The organism is Gluconobacter sp. Dm-74, assembly GCF_018256135.1.
Taxonomy (GTDB): Bacteria; Pseudomonadota; Alphaproteobacteria; order Acetobacterales; family Acetobacteraceae; genus Gluconobacter; species Gluconobacter cadivus.
The window spans coordinates 342,966-361,002 of record NZ_JAERLX010000001.1 but is presented as its reverse complement, the minus strand read 5'-3'; the positions used below and the strand labels follow the sequence as shown (position 1 = coordinate 361,002).

Annotated in this window: 15 protein-coding genes; 11 read left to right on the top strand and 4 right to left on the bottom strand. The window is 60.2% G+C overall.

Translation table 11 applies throughout. The annotated features are described in order from the left end of the window. The first annotated feature begins 44 nt into the window (after positions 1-44). From aroB to mtnK, 8 genes are all read left to right on the top strand, one after another. Positions 45-1,736, top strand: a complete 1,692-nt coding sequence (gene aroB / locus JK208_RS01650) for a 3-dehydroquinate synthase (RefSeq protein WP_211574096.1) — start codon at positions 45-47, stop codon at positions 1,734-1,736. Between the two features lie 316 nt (positions 1,737-2,052). Next, positions 2,053-3,192: an OmpA family protein gene (locus JK208_RS01645; protein ID WP_099285380.1), complete on the top strand. Its 1,140-nt coding sequence runs from the start codon at positions 2,053-2,055 to the stop codon at positions 3,190-3,192. 169 nt (positions 3,193-3,361) lie between these two features. Beyond that, the gene (locus JK208_RS01640; RefSeq protein ID WP_211574095.1) at positions 3,362-3,925 is read left to right on the top strand and encodes a GtrA family protein; all 564 of its coding nucleotides are present in this window, start codon (positions 3,362-3,364) and stop codon (positions 3,923-3,925) included. An 82-nt stretch (positions 3,926-4,007) separates the two neighbouring features. Beyond that, positions 4,008-6,647 carry an alanine--tRNA ligase gene (gene alaS / locus JK208_RS01635; RefSeq protein ID WP_211574094.1) on the top strand — a complete coding sequence of 880 codons (2,640 nt, stop codon included), beginning with the start codon at positions 4,008-4,010 and terminating at the stop codon, positions 6,645-6,647. 117 nt (positions 6,648-6,764) lie between these two features. Further along, entirely contained in the window at positions 6,765-7,448 is a 684-nt protein-coding gene (locus JK208_RS01630) for a carbonic anhydrase (RefSeq protein WP_211574320.1), read from the top strand. A 47-nt stretch (positions 7,449-7,495) separates the two neighbouring features. Then, entirely contained in the window at positions 7,496-8,308 is an 813-nt protein-coding gene (locus tag JK208_RS01625; protein ID WP_211574093.1) for an endonuclease/exonuclease/phosphatase family protein, read from the top strand. A 71-nt stretch (positions 8,309-8,379) separates the two neighbouring features. Continuing rightward, positions 8,380-9,078, top strand: a complete 699-nt coding sequence (locus tag JK208_RS01620; protein ID WP_211574092.1) for a hypothetical protein — start codon at positions 8,380-8,382, stop codon at positions 9,076-9,078. Further along, the gene (mtnK, locus tag JK208_RS01615) at positions 9,075-10,262 is read left to right on the top strand and encodes an S-methyl-5-thioribose kinase (RefSeq protein ID WP_211574091.1); all 1,188 of its coding nucleotides are present in this window, start codon (positions 9,075-9,077) and stop codon (positions 10,260-10,262) included. The genes JK208_RS01620 and mtnK overlap by 4 nt, the downstream gene beginning before the upstream one ends. 38 nt (positions 10,263-10,300) lie before the next feature. Here the strand turns inward: mtnK and JK208_RS01610 are convergent, their stop codons facing one another. From JK208_RS01610 to rpsD, 3 genes are all read right to left on the bottom strand, one after another. Continuing rightward, complete coding sequence (locus JK208_RS01610; RefSeq protein WP_211574090.1) at positions 10,301-11,848, bottom strand: peptide chain release factor 3; 1,548 nt, start codon at positions 11,846-11,848, stop codon at positions 10,301-10,303. A gap of 188 nt (positions 11,849-12,036) precedes the next feature. Further along, on the bottom strand, positions 12,037-12,315 hold the full coding sequence (locus JK208_RS01605) for a hypothetical protein (RefSeq protein ID WP_211574089.1): 279 nt from the start codon (positions 12,313-12,315) through the stop codon (positions 12,037-12,039). A gap of 159 nt (positions 12,316-12,474) precedes the next feature. Further along, entirely contained in the window at positions 12,475-13,092 is a 618-nt protein-coding gene (gene rpsD / locus JK208_RS01600) for a 30S ribosomal protein S4 (RefSeq protein WP_099285388.1), read from the bottom strand. 365 nt (positions 13,093-13,457) lie between these two features. On the opposite strand from rpsD, the gene JK208_RS01595 reads away from it, so the two are divergent. Continuing rightward, positions 13,458-13,928, top strand: coding sequence for a BON domain-containing protein (locus tag JK208_RS01595; protein WP_062033644.1), 471 nt, complete (start codon positions 13,458-13,460; stop codon positions 13,926-13,928). A 99-nt stretch (positions 13,929-14,027) separates the two neighbouring features. Beyond that, a complete protein-coding gene (locus tag JK208_RS01590) occupies positions 14,028-15,242 on the top strand; it encodes an MFS transporter (RefSeq protein WP_206033151.1) in 1,215 nt (404 codons plus the stop codon). Here JK208_RS01590 and JK208_RS01585 read toward each other — a convergent pair. Further along, the gene (locus JK208_RS01585; protein WP_211574088.1) at positions 15,196-16,593 is read right to left on the bottom strand and encodes an MATE family efflux transporter; all 1,398 of its coding nucleotides are present in this window, start codon (positions 16,591-16,593) and stop codon (positions 15,196-15,198) included. The two genes, JK208_RS01590 and JK208_RS01585, sit on opposite strands and share 47 nt — an antisense overlap. Before the next feature lie 85 nt (positions 16,594-16,678). Here JK208_RS01585 and cysS point away from each other — a divergent pair, with 85 nt between their 5' ends. Continuing rightward, complete coding sequence (gene cysS / locus JK208_RS01580; RefSeq protein ID WP_211574087.1) at positions 16,679-18,037, top strand: cysteine--tRNA ligase; 1,359 nt, start codon at positions 16,679-16,681, stop codon at positions 18,035-18,037.

Sequence of the window (18,037 nt, the reverse complement as noted above, 5' to 3'; positions counted from 1 at the left end):
GTGAGGGCAGGACGTGCCCCTTCTCCTATGATAGGTAGCAGGGCATGTCACGCCTGCCATTCTCCCTTTCAGCCAAGTCGGAACCCTTTTTCTCATCCGACGGCATCCCGTCACGCACGGTTGTCCTCGTCGGGATGATGGGTGCTGGCAAAACCACCATCGGACGGCGCCTTGCCCAGATCTGTGGTCTGCCGTTCGTCGATGCGGACGTCGAAATCGAGCGCGCTGCCGGATGTTCGATTCCCGAAATTTTTGCGCGCCATGGCGAAGCAGCGTTTCGAGACGGCGAACGACGCGTCATCCAGCGCCTACTTGATGGACCACCCTGCATCCTTGCGACGGGTGGCGGGGCATGGATGGATGCCCAGACGCGTCGGCTGGTCCGTCGCCATGCCGTTTCGATCTGGTTGCGCGCGCCCGTGCATGTGTTGGTTAAACGGGTTGCGGGCCGTCCGGGACGACCACTTCTGGCTCAGGGGCGCCCTGACGAAGTTCTGGAGCGCCTCGTCGGGCTGCGCTATCCGGTTTATGCCGAAGCAGACATCATTATCGATTGTGGGGATGAGACCGTGGAACAGGGCGTGCAACGCGTACGGGAAGTTCTGGCCGAATATCGCAGACCGGAAACGGTCCATGTTTCGCTCAGCCATCACAGCTATGACGTGCTGATCGGGCCAGATCTTATCTCCCGTGCCGGTGCCCTGCTCGCCCCACATCTTCCGCAAAAGCGCGTGGTCGTCATTACTGACGGCACCGTAGCGGAGTTGCATCTGCCGCGCCTGCTGGCGTCTTTCGAAGAAACGGGCATCCGTGCGGACGTGATTTCGGTTTCAGGCGGCGAGGAGAGCAAATCCCTCGCCTGTTACGGCGACGTGATGAACCGGCTTCTGTCCACAGGGATCGAACGCAAGACGACCATCGTGGCGCTGGGAGGTGGCGTGGTCGGAGATCTTGCCGGTTTTGTTGCAGCAACGGCCTTGCGCGGATTGCCTTTCGTGCAGATCCCCACGACGCTGCTCTCTCAGGTAGACAGCAGCGTCGGCGGCAAGACCGGCATCAACGCGGCGGCGGGCAAAAATCTGATCGGAGCGTTCCATCAACCTGTGGCCGTTCTGGCCGACACGTCCGCTCTGGCCACCCTGCCCCGTCGTCAGCGCATTGCTGGCTATGCCGAGATCGTCAAATCCGGCCTGATCGCAGATCCGGACCTGTTCGCCTGGTGCGAAAACTACGGACAGAATGTTCTGGAAGGCGATCCCGCGGCTCTTGCGGAAGCCGTGCGCCGCGCCTGTGCTTTCAAAGCGGCCGTCGTGGCTGCCGACGAAAAGGAACAGGCTTCTGTCGGAGGACGCGCCCTACTCAATCTGGGGCATACTTTCGGTCACGCTCTGGAAGCGGAACTGGAATATGACGGGCGGCTTCTGCATGGCGAAGCGGTTTCAATCGGCATTCATCTGGCGATGGCGCTTTCCGTGGAGCTGGGTTATGCCCCCGTCGAAGACCTGCATCGACTGGACCGGCATCTGCGCAGTTTGGGTATGCCGGTGAGCTTTGACTGGTTCAGGGACTCGTTCTCGGCAGAAATACTTCTGCACCACATGACTCGGGATAAGAAAATGCAGGACGGAAAGGTTGCGTTCGTCCTGTTGCGCGGAATTGGAAAAGCCTTCTCCACACGCGAAATTCCCGCAGAAACAGTGCGTAATCTGCTTGTAAGCGAGGGTTGCCGCCCGTGATGAATGTTAAAATTTCGTCATACCTCGGCTAAATAGCTGTTTTACAACTCCTTTTGCATAGCTGCTTTCTGCGGGAGGCTCTGGCGTCGGCTGGAACCTTGAGCTAAGGCAGCGTAGACGCGAGGCGTAGATCGTAAAGCGGGCGAAATGGATTGTGGCTTTTATGTCACTCCCTTTCCCCGAGTAGAGCTGGAACCCCCTGAGTGGCTTTGTCGCCGGGAACTCTGAGTTCTATATGCGCTTATGCATCGCGCTGGGTCCGTTGGTGAAAGCATTTTCCAACGGCTCGAACGTTAGTCACTAAGAGGACGAAAACATGCGTCTCCGCACGGCACTCCTTGCCATGACGTCGATGGTCGCCGCACCGTCGCTTGCCATGGCCAGCACGATCACCGGTCCCTATGTCGACCTGGGTGGTGGGTACAATCTGGTCCAGAACCAGCACGGTCATTTCTCGCCGACGACACAGGCAGACGGTACGAGCAGCAATGCTGGTTCCAAGTCTCAGTATCGTCACCACGACGGTTTCACTGGTTTTGGTGCATTCGGCTGGGGCTTCGGCAACGGTCTGCGCGTTGAAGTCGAGGGTCTGTACAACTACTCTCAGCTCAACCACCGCAACCACACGGCAGCAACGGGTTCCACCCGCGGTTCCGATCAGGCTTACGGCGGCCTCGTCAATGTCCTGTATGACATCGATCTCGCCAACTTCGGCCTGAACGTTCCTGTCACGCCGTTCGTCGGTGTTGGCGCTGGCTACCTGTGGCAGCACTACAACCCGACCACGACCCAGTACGACAATGGCAATGTGACCCGCATGGGCGGAACGCAGGGCAGCTTCGCGTATCAGGGTATCGTCGGTGCAGCCTACGACATCCCGAATGTTCCGGGCCTGGCAGTCACGACGGAATACCGTTTCATCGGCCAGACCTTCGCAGACGGTCCGTATCGCGCTACGTCCTACAACGCTTCCGGCGTTCACAAGGGCAACGTGAACTTCGACCAGCGCTTCTCGCACCAGTTCATCCTGGGCCTGCGCTATGCCTTCGACACGGCTCCCCCGCCGCCGCCGCCGGCTCCGGTCATCGTTCCGCCCGCTCCGACCCCGGCTCGCACGTATCTCGTGTTCTTCGACTGGGACAAGTCTGACCTGACGGGCCGCGCCCGTGAGATCGTTGCCCAGGCAGCCCAGGCTTCCACGCACGTCCAGACGACGCGCATCGAAGTCAACGGCTACACGGATAACTCCGCTGCTCACCCGGGTCCGCGCGGCGTGAAGTACAACCTCGGCCTGTCCAACCGTCGCGCTTCCAGCGTGAAGGCTGAACTGATCCGTGACGGTGTCCCGGCTGCTGCCATCGACATCCACGGCTACGGTGAATCCAACCCGCTGGTGCCGACCGGCCCGAACACCCGCGAGCCGCAGAACCGTCGCGTCGAGATCATCCTGAAGTAATCCAGACATGATCTGACGCCGGGGTCTTCGACTTCGGTTTCTGAGAAAGGCGTCCTTCGGGGCGCCTTTTTCTTTATGCGCTCATCCAGACTGAAGACAGAACGCCCTTGCATGTCTCTTTCCCGGCACGCTAGAGCCACTCCACCCGACACACCGGAGACATGGTCCCTTGCGACGCAGCCGTATCTTTTATCCGCGCAGCCGCCCGGAAATCATTGACCAGTTCCTGCGTTTTGGGGTTGTCGGGGCTCTCGGATTTCTTGTGGACTGGGGAACGGTATCCCTGTTGCGTCAGCCAGCAGGGTTGGTCGCAGCAACGCTGATTGCCTATTTCGTGGCAGCGACCGGAAACTGGTGCCTCAACCGCTTCTGGACTTTTCGGCTCTCAGCCAACGACAACCAGCATATGGTCCTGCAATGGCTTCGATTCCTGCTGGCCAATTCGTTCGGATTTCTCCTCAACCGTGGAATGGTTTTCCTGCTTTACGCTACGGTTCCACTGACCGTGCATTTTCCTGCACTGGCACTGGCCGCAGGCGCACTGTGCGGCATGATCGCCAATTTCAATCTTTCGAGACGCCTCGTCTTTCGCGCCCAGACACCGGAAACTCCGCTGGAACTCGTCCAGATGGCAGTAGAGATCCCTGCCGCCGGACTGACGGCACCGGAGCCCGAACCGGATCTGTCGGGTCTGGAGAATAACACCTTCAGACTGCATGACCACAATGACTGAAGGCTGCATTTCCAAGGCCGCTACAATAGTCTAGGACAGGCAGACGATTTCCCTGCTTTTCCGGAACTGACGCTCCCTTATCATGACCAGCACCAACGATATCAGATCGGCCTTTCTCGAATATTTCGGTGCACAAGGCCACCGCATTGTTCCGTCGGCATCGCTGGTGCCGCAGAATGACCCGACACTGCTGTTCACCAACGCTGGCATGGTGCCGTTTAAGAACGTCTTCACCGGTCAGGAAACCCGTCCCTATTCCCGCGCCACCACGGCGCAGAAAGTCGTGCGGGCAGGCGGCAAGCACAACGATCTCGATAATGTTGGCTACACGGCGCGCCATCATACGTTCTTTGAGATGATGGGGAATTTCAGCTTCGGAGATTATTTCAAACCCGAAGCTATCGAATTCGCCTGGACGTTGCTGACACGCGATTTCGGACTACCAAAAGAAAAGCTGCTCGCCACCGTCTATGCGGAAGACGAAGACGCCGCGGAACTTTGGAAGAAAATCGCCGGACTGTCCGATGATCGGATCATCCGCATTGGGACGTCCGACAACTTCTGGCGCATGGGCGATACGGGACCGTGCGGTCCGTGTTCCGAGATTTTCTACGACCATGGGGACAGCGTCTTCGGTGGCCCTCCGGGCAGCCCGGACGAAGACGGCGACCGTTTCGTCGAGATCTGGAACCTCGTGTTCATGCAGTTCCTCGATCAGCCGGACGGTTCGCGTGACTCGCTGCCCCGCCCTTCGATCGATACGGGTATGGGGCTGGAGCGTTTCGCCGCGATCATGCAGGGCAAACGGGACAATTATGATACCGATACCATGCGTGCGCTCATCGAAGCCTCGGCTGATGTGATGCATCAGGACGCGGATGGGGCATTCAAGTCCAGCCACCGCGTTGTCGCCGACCATCTGCGCTCTACCGCCTTCCTGATCGCCGATGGCGTGCTGCCGTCCAAGGAAGGGCGTGGCTATGTGCTGCGTCGCATCATGCGCCGTGCCATGCGCCATCTGCATATGATGGGCGCGAAGGAGCCTGTCTTCTATCGCCTGCTCCCGGCGCTGATCCAGCAGATGGGCGCGGCTTATCCCGAACTGGTCCAGCATCAGGTGCTCATCGCACAGACGATGAAGGGCGAGGAAGAACGCTTCACAGCACTTCTGGAGCGTGGCCTGACGCTGCTCTCCGATGAACTGGACCGTCTGGGCGAAACGGAAGCCCTCCCCGGCGATGTGGCGTTCAAGCTGTATGACACGTTCGGCTTCCCACTCGATCTGACGCAGGACGCCCTGCGCGAAAAGGGACGCACGGTTGACGAAACCGGCTTCGAGACCGCCATGGCCGAGCAGCGCAAGCGCGCGCGCGCGGCCTGGGTTGGATCGGGTGACACCGCTGCCGAGACGGTCTGGTTCGATGCACGCGACAGGCACGGTCCCAGCGAGTTCCTCGGCTATGTTTCGGAAAAATCCGATGCGGAAGTGCAGGGCATTTTCCGTGGCAATGACGAACTGGCTTCGGCCACTGCTGGCGACGATACGGTTGCGATCCTGCTGAACCAGACGCCGTTCTACGGCGAAAGCGGCGGTCAGGTCGGCGATCATGGAACGCTGACAGCCGCCGGCCTGCGCGTCGAAATTACGGATACGCAGAAGCGCAACGGCGATCTGATCGTGCATTACGGCAGGGTTGTCGAAGGCACGCTGAAGCCGGGGATGGCGGTTCATGCCGAGATCGATCACGCCCGCCGCACGGCAGTTCGTGGCCATCATTCCGCGACCCATCTGCTGCATGAAGCCCTGCGCCGTCAGGTCGGAACCCATGTCACGCAGAAGGGTAGCCTGAATGCGCCTGAGCGTCTGCGCTTCGATATCAGCCAGCCACGTCCGCTGACAGGTGAGGAACTTGCGGCAGTCGAGGCGGAGGTCAATGCCCGCATCCGCGAGAATGCTCCGGTCCAGACGCGCCTGATGACGCAGGAAGAAGCCGTCGCGGAAGGCGCGATGGCGCTCTTTGGCGAAAAATACGGCGACGAGGTCCGCGTCGTCTCGATGGGCAATGGCGACGATGATCGTGCCGCCTATTCCATCGAACTGTGCGGTGGCACGCATGTGGGCCGCGTGGGCGAGATCGGGCCGTTCCGGATCGTTTCGGAAAGCGGTGTCTCGGCTGGCGTGCGGCGGATTGAAGCGGTCTGCGGTTTGGCAGCCGAAGCGCTGGCACTGGAAACCGAGAACCGCCTGAAGCAGATCGCGGATCTGCTCAAGGTTCCCGTGGCCGACGCTGCTGCCCGTGTGGCGGCGCTGCTCGAAGAGCGCAAATCCCTGACGTCGCAGGTGTCCGATCTCCAGCGCAAGCTGGCCACCGGCGAAGGCACAAACGCAACCGAGAGCATCAACGGCATCACGCTTTCGGCCCGCGATCTGGGAGATGTCAGTCCCAAGGAACTTAAGGGTCTGGCGGAGAGCATTTCCCAGCAGATCGGGTCCGGCGTGGTGGCGCTGATGTCCAATGCGGATGGTCGTGGCAGCATTGTGATTGCCGTGACCAAGGACCTGACAGACCGTCTGGATGCGGTGAAGCTCGTCCGTGAGGCCTCCGCGCTGATGGGCGGAAAAGGCGGCGGCGGCCGGCCGGATATGGCTCAGGCCGGCGGCCCGGATGCCAATGCGGATGCGGTCTTTGCAATGCTGCGCACGACATTGGGAGCAGCATAAGCAATCGCATCATGGTATGTCAGGGCAGTGACAAAGCATGGGTTGACCGGAATCATGCTTTACCTGTCCTGATAAAGCCTTCTAACTGCCCGGTAGTTCAAGATGAAGGAGAACACCATGGCCTGTGGTCGTGATACTCTGGCGAAACTGCTGGGCGGCGTCCGGAAATTCGAAACGGACGTTTATCCCGAGAGTGCGGAACTGTTCGAGAGCCTGGCTTCCAGTCAGTCTCCGTCAACCCTGTTCATCACCTGCGCCGATAGCCGGATCAGCCCAAGTCTGATTACTCAGACGGAGCCGGGTGAGCTGTTCATCGTACGCAATGTCGGCAATATCGTGCCGGCTTATGGCGAGATGCTGGGCGGTGTGTCGTCTGCGATCGAATATGCGGTCGGCGCACTCAAGGTGAAGAACGTCATCATCTGCGGGCATTCCAACTGTGGCGCGATGGGCGCACTGATGGACCTGAACTCCCCGAAGCTGGACAATCTGCCGACGGTCAAGAGCTGGATGCGTCATGGCGAAGCCGCCCGCGCCGCACTTGGGAACCTCAAGGCAGAAGATGCTGGCCCGGAAGATATCCGTTCGCTGGCCGAATACAACGTCATGCTCCAGCTTGTGCATCTGCGCACGCACCCTGCCGTCGTGCGGGCGCTGGCGCAGGGTGAATTGAAGCTACAGGGCTGGTTCTACGACATTCCCAAGGGAGAGATCCTCATCATTGATGAGAGCACACGCAAGACACGCACCGTCGAGAACGTGCTTGAAGAAATGTGCGCTACCGAAGGACAGGCTGCCTGAAACAGGCCGCAGCTTCCCTGCTGGCCGGTCTTATCGGGATTGCCAGCATGGAAACAGCTTCAGCGCATATTCTGAAACTCTCGACCTGGAACATGGACTGGCTGACCCTTCGCCCCTCGGGCGATGGCGCATTGCCAGATGACGTTCCGGGGGGAGAGCACCGCGATTTTTCAAAACTCGCGGCCTATGCCCGACATCTGGACTCAGATGTCGTGGCTTTTGAGGAAGTGGACGGCCCGATCGCCGCTTCCCGGGTTTTCAACCCCAAAACATATCAGATTCTCCTGACGCCTGATGCGGTGGTGCAGAGGGTGGGTGTCGCCGTACGTCGCGATCTGCATGTGACGGTCAATGAGGAACTTTCTGCCCTCAATGTCGCAGCATCAGATGCACCTCACCAACTTCGCGGTGGTCTGGATGTCACCATCAGTGATGCGCACGCCAGTTTGCGTCTGCTGGTCGTACATCTCAAGACGGGATGCTGGGACCAGCCGCTGAACCAGCGTCAACACTCTTGCCCTACCCTATATCAGCAGGTTCGCGTCATGCAGGACTGGATGCTCGAACGGCAGGACGAGGGCGAGGCCTATGCCGTTCTGGGAGATTTCAACCGGCGCCTGACGCTGCATGATCCGCTGATGCAGCAGATCGAGACTGAAACACCTGTCATGCTAACGACGGCGGGCAAGGCCAGTCCCTGCTGGGGCGGCGAATATTTCATCGACCATATCCTGCTGGGCAATGCGGCACGGAACTGGCTCGTGCCGGACAGCCTGCAGGTCATGACCTATAAAAACGATACGGCTCCTGTGGGTCTTTCGGATCACTGCCCGGTTTCGATCCGGCTGGACATGCCCTGATAGAGCGTTGCAGGGCCGAAGGTTCCAGTCCATGAAGGGTACCCTTCCCGCTGTCCCGCCCGGAGCGATCGATGTCTGATTTCCGATCTGCATGGCCCGTTACCCCTTTGGCCCCTCAGGTCGTGGTTCGAGTTGAGCGGGCTATGCCAGAACTGCCCCCAGAAATCGAAAGTCGCGTAGCATCGCACTGGAATGCCGCGCTTGCGAAGCATCCCACGCTCTATAACGGACGCGTTTTCTGCGCCGATGTGATCGAAGCAGACATCATCCGTGGGCACTGGTCGGAATACAGGCGGGTTCTGGCCCAGATGCGGGAACCAGATCTGTATGGGGCAGATTCTCTGCGCCCACTGGCAGTTGTGGGTCTTTTCCGGACGACAGACGGGATCGTGATTGGGCAGCGCTCGGAACAGTCCCTGTACCTGCCCGGATACTGGCAGGGCGCTCCGGCGGGCAATGTGGAAAGCCGTGCTGGCGAAGCGCAGATTGATCTTGCAGCCCAGTTAATGGCGGAATGTTTTGAAGAACTCGGGGTGGCTGAGACGGAATGTCAGATCGAAAGTTGTCTTCTAGCCTGTGAACATCCGCAAACGCATATCGTGGATGTCGGCATGAAGATTACCACTATGTTGGATTTCGAAGCGCTGAAAGAACGTTGCAGCCGTCTGGGCAATGCCGAATATCAAACATTGATGCTGATCCGGCCTGATACGCCACTTCCCGCGCTGCTCGTCCCCACCCTCTCCGCCATGCTGGAGCAAAACCGATGACCTATCATATTCTGGATGCTGCGGGCCTGCGGGACTGGCTCGTACAGCAACCGGAGCTTTCGGAGCGTCTGGGCGGCAAGGCTGACGACTGGACCATTCAGGAGGTGAGCGACGGCAACCTCAACACGGTGTTTCTGGTCACGGGTCCGACGGGGGCACTGTGCTGCAAACAGGCGCTGCCCCATGTGCGCGTTGCTCCTGACTGGCCGATGCCACTGGAGCGGGCGCTGTATGAATCGCGCTATATGCAGACTATGGCGCCTGCCGTTCCGGGGTTGATGCCGGAGTTCTTGGCCTATGATGCAGATCTGTTTCTGATCGTCATGGAATGTCTGACGGCTCATGAAGTTCTGCGATCGGCGCTGATCGCGGATCGTGCGCTTCCGGGATTTTCCGCCGTGATCGGAACCTATGTGGCCAGAACCGTGCAGGCGACGGGATGGGTGAACCAGCCGTTTGAGACCGGCGCCCGCCTGCTGGAACAGTTTTCCGGCAATACCGCCCTCACCCGCATTACGGTCGATCTGATCCTCACGGACCCGTACCGCGTCTGTGATCGTAACCCGGAGCCGGAGGCCGGTCTGCGTGAAGACGTGAAAGCGCTTCAGAACGACCAGAATTTGCATCAGGCTGTTGGCCGGCTTCAGGAGCGTTTCCTGACAGCAAGGCAGGCGCTGCTTCATGGCGACCTGCATACCGGCTCCATCATGCTGGACGGTTCGGATGTCCGCGTCATTGACGGTGAGTTCGCCACTATGGGGCCGGTCGGGTTCGACTGCGGGCTTTATCTGGGCAATCTGGCGCTGCATCTCTGCGCCGTCCCCCACAAGGCTGCGTTCCTCAGAGACGAAATGCTGGCCTTGTGGCAGAACTTCTCGACGGAACTACGCTCCAGCCTCTCAAAGGAGGGTGGCGATCAGTGGGCTTTGTCCGGACCTGCGGCCCGTCAGGATCTGATCGAGACGTTCCTGCACGACATTCTGCGCGATACGGCCGGGTTCTGTGGGCTTGAAATGATCCGGCGCACAATCGGGTTTGCGCAGGTCGCCGATTATGGAGTGTGCAGCACCGAAAAGGATCGGCTTCTGGCACGACAGAAAGCGCTCCAGATCGGACGAACACTGGTTGTGCAGGGTGCGTCGCTACGCAGTTTTGCCGATATTCTGTCCCTGATGGGGCTGTAAAGAAAAACCCCGCTCCTTGCAGAGCGGGGTTTTGATGTTTACGCGGCTGACATGCCGATCTGTTTGATGTCGTGAAACGCCAGATCGGGGTTCATCTCGATGGTCCGACGCATCATGAAAGAGGAGGTCGCGAGGAAAACCGGGTCTCCGTCCAGATCGTCGGCCATGGCGGAGCGGTTCATGTCCTGGAACATCTCGATCTTGGCACGGTCACCCGTGATCCAGCGGGCCAGCGAGTAAGGCGTGCTTTCGAAACCGATGGTCACACCATACTCGCCCAGCAGACGCGACTGAAGCACGTCGAGCTGAAGTGTTCCGACCACACCCACGATCGGCGAAAGGCCATCCTGCGGGCGGAAAAGCTGAACCACGCCTTCCTCGGCCAGTTCCACGAGAGCCTGACGCAGCTTCTTGGCCTTCATGGCGTCATCGAGGCGGACCCGACGCAGGATTTCGGGGGCGAAGTGCGGCACGCCCGTGAAACGCAGGTCTTCGCTCTCGCTCAGCGTATCGCCGATCCGCAATGTGCCGTGATTCGGAATACCGACGACGTCGCCACCAAACGCCTCTTCGGCAAGCTGGCGGTCGCGGGCGAAGAAGAACTGCGGCGTGTGCAGGGCGAACTGCTTGCCGGTCCGGACATGCTTCAACCGCATCCCACGGGTCAGACGACCGGAACAGACGCGGGCGAAGGCCATACGGTCGCGATGGTTCGGGTCCATATTGGCCTGAATCTTGAAAATCAGCGCCGTAACCTGATCTTCGGAAGCCTTGACCTCGCGGGTTTCGGTCTGCTGCGCACGGGGTGCGGGACCATAAGCCACAAGCGCGTCGAGCAGATCCGTGACGCCGATTTCCTTCATGGCCGAGCCGAAGAAGACCGGAGACAGATGGCCCGCATCGAAGGACTCCCGATCGAACAGGGGCAATGCGGCTTCGGCAAGTTCGACTTCCTGGCGCATCTGGATGATGCGGGGGTCGTCTTCGCCAACGGGCTCTTTCGTATGCACTGTCTGCGTCCGCAGATCGTATGTGCCGATGAACTTGGCAGCACGTCCGATCGGCCATGTGGCCGGAGACGTGTCCAGCGCGAGCGTGTTGGCAATTTCGTCAAGCAGCGCAAAACAGTCCTGCGCTTCACGGTCCATCTTGTTGATGAAGGTGACGATGGGAATGTCGCGCAGGCGACAGATTTCAAAGAGTTTGCGGGTCCGGTCTTCGATGCCTTTGGCGGCGTCGATGACCATGACCGCGCAATCCACGGCCGTCAGGGTCCGGTAGGTGTCTTCGGAAAAGTCTTCATGGCCCGGAGTGTCGAGCAGGTTGAAAACGCAGTCGCCGTACTCGAACGTCATGACCGAAGTCACGACGGAAATGCCACGGTCGCGCTCGATGCCCATCCAGTCGGACTTCGTGCGGCGGCGTTCGCCCTTGGCGCGGACATTGCCCGCCATCTGGATCGCGCCACCCGCCCGCAGGATGCGTTCGGTCAGGGTCGTCTTACCGGCGTCAGGATGGGAAATGATTGCGAACGTACGCCGGCGAGCGATCTCGCGGCTGATTTCAGCGCTCTGCGCCTCTGACATGATGCCTCCGATGACAACAGCAAATCCGGGAGAAGTCCGGGACCGGCTCCCTCGCAGTGTCCGGGGGTCAGATAGCACGTCTGACAACAGCAGAGGACACCCGGAAAATGTGCTTTTCCGTTGGGAGGCGCAATGTGGAGAAACCGGCTTTTTCCGTCAAGGGAGAAAGGGTCCGTTCCCACGCTAACTTACCAGCGAAACCCCAGTGTATGCCCTGTGAGGCTGCGCACGACATTGCGTACGGAATCTACTGTCTTTCCTGCCGTCGTACGCTCCATGACAGGCGGAATGACCCGACAGCGTCTGGGTGTCCAGACAATGCTTCCATCCTTACAATGAATGGGATGCGGCCCCGGCGGGGGTGGGTGATAATGCATGTCGGGCGCAATGAACGTATTGATGCCCCGAGCCTGAGCGAAAGCACAGAGGCCCGCGACAATCAGAATGACCCACAGTCCAGCCCGCATGTACCTCTGCCCCCTATGCGATACAGATCGCATCAATCGGTAACAGAACGATACATCATGAACGCTTCGCCCAGCCAGAACAAAAAAATGCCGGATGGGAAATCCCATCCGGCATTTTCCGGTCGCGTTCCGATCCGGGCCATGAGGCCCGGCTCAGGATCAGCGGGAGTAGAACTCGACGACCAGGTTCGGTTCCATCTGCACCGGGTACGGCACGTCCGAGAGAACCGGAACACGCAGGAACGTGCCCTTCATCTGGCGGTGATCGACTTCAACGTATTCCGGCGTGTCGCGCTCACCCGTCTGGACAGCGTCAAGCACGATGGCGAGCTGCTTGGAGGAGGAACGGACTTCGATGACGTCGCCTTCCTTCACGAGGTAGGACGGGATGTTCACCTTCTTGCCGTTGACCGTGACGTGGCCGTGGCTGATGAACTGACGCGATGCGAACGGCGTGATCGCGAACTTCAGGCGGTACACGACGGCATCCAGACGACGCTCGAGCAGACCGATCAGGTTCTCGGACGTATCGCCCTTGCGACGGACGGCTTCGTCATAATACTTGCGGAACTGCTTCTCGCTGATGTTGCCGTAGTAGCCCTTGAGCTTCTGCTTGGCCATCAGCTGGATGGAGAAGTCGGACGGCTTCTGCTTGCGGCGCTGACCGTGCTGGCCGGGGCCGTATTCGCGACGGTTGACCGGGGACTTGGCACGGCCCCAGAGGTTGACGCCGAGGCGGCGGTTGATCTTGTACTTGCTCTCAAGACGCTTTGACATGGGTTGACCCCTGTACTCATCAGAACCGCCCCATGCTGCATGGCGATCCGTTTTGTTGTGCCGGTAGGCCCTCTCCCGGATTGGAAAGAGCGGGCGCGCACCCAGATGCCGGGCCGGCGGGATTGCAGACTCCCGCGCTGTTGGACCGGCCGGTACGTCCACGTTTCCGGCTGTGCCGTCGCGCCTACAGGAGTCCCCGGGCGGGGTCAATCAAAACCTGCTTGCAAGCCATGTCATTTTCTTGCAGTGGGGGCGCGGAAAGTACGCAACCACATCAACTCCGGCTGCGCTAACTGTCCGGAACTCCCCTTCGCTTTTTCCCGAGCACTCCTGAAGGGGAGCAACACGTTTTTTCGAGTTTCCGTATGAAAACCTACCGCTTCAATCCCAAAGCCGGCCGTATCGGCGAAGGTTCCCTCGAAGGACTGGTGCAGTCCCTTGATGCGCCTCTGCCCCCCAAGCCCGGGGAGAGCGTCATCAAGCGTGCCTTCAAAAGATTCGGCCTCGCCCAGATGCACATGTCCCATCTGGTGATCGACGATCGCACGATCTATCTGCGCGGCAAGGCGGACAATGCCAAGGACCGCGACCAGATGATTCTTGCGGCAGGCAATGTTGCAGGCGTCTCGGCTGTTGAAGCCGAAATTGCCGTCCCGGCCGGAACGCCGGAGCCGGAGTTTCTGGAAATCAAGACGAGCAAGACGCTGGACGAAGTGGCGGACAAGCTGCCGCAGGACATCACCGGCGATGAACTGCTTGATGCAAATCAACCGCTTGTCACGGCCAAGGATGACATTTATCCGGGTCAGACCATCCGACTGCCGACCGAGAACTGATCTGTTCGTCGTGGCTCCTCCGAGATGGGGAGCCACGACTGCGTTTCACGATCCGGCACTGGCAGGACGGTCCTGACCTCCATTCCCGGAATTCTCCTTATGGACTCCATCGAACCTCTCGACGTCGAACGGGTGCGCCCACCCCACGGTGTCGAACCGGCCATGCTGTCCCTCATGCTGGCGACATTCACCATCGGCACCGGCGAATTCGCCATGATGGGTCTGCTGCCGGAATTCTCACACTCCCTGAACATCACCATTTCTCAGGCAAGCTGGGCTATTTCCGCCTATGCCATGGGCGTCGTCATCGGAGCGCCGCTGATTGCGATCCTGGGCGCGCGCCTGCCACGCCGCACGCTTCTGCTTTGCCTGTTATGCCTGTTCATCGCGGGCAATATTGGCAGCATCCTGATGCCCAGCTTTGCGGGCATCGAACTCATGCGCTTCATCACGGGCCTGCCTCACGGGGCTTTCTTTGGCGTTTCAGCGCTGATCGGCGCGTCAATGGTCGAGCGCGCCCGGCGCGGACGGGCGGTCGGACGGGTGCTGTCAGGCATCATGATTTCGACCGTTATCGGGTCGCCACTCTCGACCTATGCCGCCAATCACGTGGGATGGCGTGTGGCCTATGGCACGATCGCGGCTCTGGGTGCTCTGTGTTTTGTGGGGATCTGGTTCTTCGCACCGCGTGACAGGCCTCATCCGGGCGCAACCGCACTCACCGAACTCGGCGCGTTCAAACGCCCGCAGGTTCTGCTGACGCTGCTGACCAGCGCGGTCGGGTTTGGGGGGTTGTTCGGGATCTACACCTTTCTGACGACCGGACTGACGGAAGTGACGCAGCTTCCGGGTTGGCTCGTGGCTGTCTATCAGGTCGTATGGGGACTGGGCATGGTGGCGGGCAATGCGTTTGGCGGAGCCATGGTTGACCGCAGCATCGACCGGACGGTGATCGTCTCCTTCACGGGAAGCATTGTCTTCATGCTGGGCTTCTGGCTGCTGCTACCCTCGCCCTACGCCATGCTGCCAATCACCTTTCTGGTTCCAGCCGGAATCATCATGCTCTCCCCTGCCCTCCAGACCCGCCTGATGGAAGTCGCCGGAGATGCCCAGACGCTCGCCGCCTCACTCAACCATTCGGCGTTCAATCTCGCCAACGCCTTCGGAGCATGGTTGGGGGCGGTGCTGGTCAGTTCAGGGCTGGGGCTGGGGTCCGTTGGCTGGGGCGGGGCGCTGTTCTCGGTGTTGGGACTGGTGATCTACGGGTTTACGATATGGCAGGCGCGGGCTTCCGCATCACGCGAAGCAGCCTGATCCCGAAGGCCACGCAGGTCGTGGCCAGTGCCAGCGCCATACCGATCCAGAGGCCTTCCACGCCAACATGCTGGTGGAAGGCCAGCCATCCTCCGAACACCAGTCCGACCAGACCATAACTCGCCATGGCAATCAGCATGGGCGTCACGGCATCTCCGCAGCCCCGAAGCGCACCGTTGAAGACGCATTGCAGACCATCTGCGATCTGGTAGAGCCCGGCGATCTTGAGAAGCGTTACGACAAGCGCTGTGGTTTCGGGGTCCGGCGCACGATTCGAGAAATAAAGCGGCAGGATCTTTTCAGGCCAGATCAGCAGCAGCGAGGATGTGGCAAGGCTCCACATCAGAACGATGCCCATTCCGGTCAGAGCCGCGCGGCGGCCCTGCTCCATACGCCCCGCTCCGCGCCAGTACGCCACACGCACATTTGTCGCCTGACCGATCGCCAGACACACCATGAACAGCAGCGAACTGACATTAACCGCAACCTGATGCGCCGCAAGACTGGGCGTTCCGAGTTCACCGGCACGCAGACTGGTGATCTGGAACATCAGGATTTCCGCCGCAGCCCCCATCATCATCGGGCCGCCGAGCTTCAGCAGATCCTTCATGACGGCCCACTGCACAGGCGCTGGCTTCAGAACCGCCCTGACGCGCTCATGAGTCAAGCAGAGACCGAACAGGGCAAAGCTGACGACCCAGCCCGTCAGGGTCGTGGCCGTTGCGGAACCATAAAGCCCCATGGCCGGAAGCCCAGCCCAGCCGTGGATCAGCGCCGCATTGGTCAGCCCATTGCAGACCGCCATTGCGGGCATGATCCAGAGCAGCAGTGTCTCAGCGCCGAGCGCTGGCAGCGCGACACGCAGAACGCCAATGACAGCCAGATCAGGCAGAAGTGACAACAGCAGAATATCAATGAAGCGGCTGCCATGTGTGATGACTTCCGCCGGTTCACCGATGGCCGTGAAGATGGTTTTCGAAAAAGCCAGCAGCAGGGCACACGGAACAAAAACCGCAATGGCGAGTACGAGCGTCGCGCTCATGACGCTGCGGCCGTCATGTGACGTGCGGCCATGATCTTCCGCGCCGCGCCCATGCGACAGAAGCACCCCTGCCCCACCGAGAATGGCCTGAAACGTCACCATTGTCGTGAAGAAGAACGTGCTGGACAGACCGCCAATGGCCAGTTCCGTCACACCCAGCCCACCAAGCAGGACCGTATCCGTGACACCCATCGCCATTTCGGAGAGCTGCGACAGGGCCAACGGCAGCGCAATCCGCACGAGCGTCAAGGCATGATTGCGTGGCGTTGTCGGGTCAGACGGCGGATGACTGGAAAAGGTGCTGCTCATGCTCCCCTAATACAGGCGTCAAACCTGCCGACAAGAGCAACAAAGCCTGTTGCACCCGAACCAAGGCTGGCGCATTGATCGGCGTATGGCCGATCCTGCTGCACACGTGCTCCGCCTGCACGATACCCATCTTCGCGAAAAGCGACCGTTCACACCCCTCGATCCTGAGAATGTGCGCGTCTATTTCTGCGGACCGACCGTCTATGACCGCGCGCATCTGGGCAACCTGCGCGCCATGATGTGCGCGGATATCCTCATTCGCCTGCTGCGGACGCTGTATCCGCGCGTCACTTACGTCCGCAACGTCACCGACGTGGACGACAAGATCAACGCACGCGCGAAAGAGAACGGCGAGGACATTTCCGCCCTGACCGAACGCACGACGCAGGCCTTTCATGAAGATCTCACGTCACTCTTCATTCTGCCGCCCGATATCGAGCCCCGCGCCACCCATCATATCGACGATATGCTGGAGATGATCGCGCAGTTGATCGAAACCGGACATGCCTATGAAGCCGAAGGGCATGTGCTGTTCGCAGTTCGCAGCTTCCCGTCCTATGGCGCGCTGTCGGGCCGCTCGCTCGACGATATGATCGCGGGTGCGCGTGTTGAAGTCGCACCCTACAAGCGTGATCCGGGCGATTTCGTGCTATGGAAGCCCTCCGAGCCGGAGCTGCCGGGCTGGGACAGCCCCTATGGGCGCGGACGTCCGGGCTGGCATATCGAATGCTCGGCCATGTCACACCGTTATCTGGGCGAGAGCTTCGACATTCATGGCGGCGGCGACGACCTGCTGTTTCCGCATCATGAAAACGAACGCGCGCAGTCCATGTGCTGCCATCCGCATGGCAAGTTCGCCACGCACTGGGTCCATAACGGGATGCTGCTGTCGAACGGCGAGAAAATGTCGAAATCTCTCGGCAACTTCTTCACGATCCGCGAAGTGCTGGACCGCTCGCCCGCGGAACCGCTGCGCCTGCTCTATCTGGGCGCGCAGTACCGCTCCACGCTGGATTTCAGCTGGGACAAGCTGGAAGAAGCCCGCCGGGTTCTGGACCGGCTGTACCGGGCACTTGAACGCGGCAATGCGCAGCCGGGTGCCGATGTTCCGGCAGCGGTCATGGATGCGCTATGCGACGATCTGAACACGCCTTTGGCCATCGCCGCCCTTCACCCGCTGGCGGATGCTGCCATGCAGGGCGATCAGGACGCGGCCTCCAGCCTGCTGGCTGCCGGAAAAATGCTGGGCCTGTTCAATGTGACGCCCGCCGAGTGGTTTCAGTCCGGTGTAGACGCAAGTGCGGTCGAAACCCTGATCGAAGAGCGTCTTGCAGCCCGCAAATCCCGCGATTTCGCCCGAGCCGATGCCATCCGCGCGCAGCTTGCTGCCGATGGTATCACCCTTGAAGACGGCCCCGGTGGCACAACATGGCGGAAGGCGTAA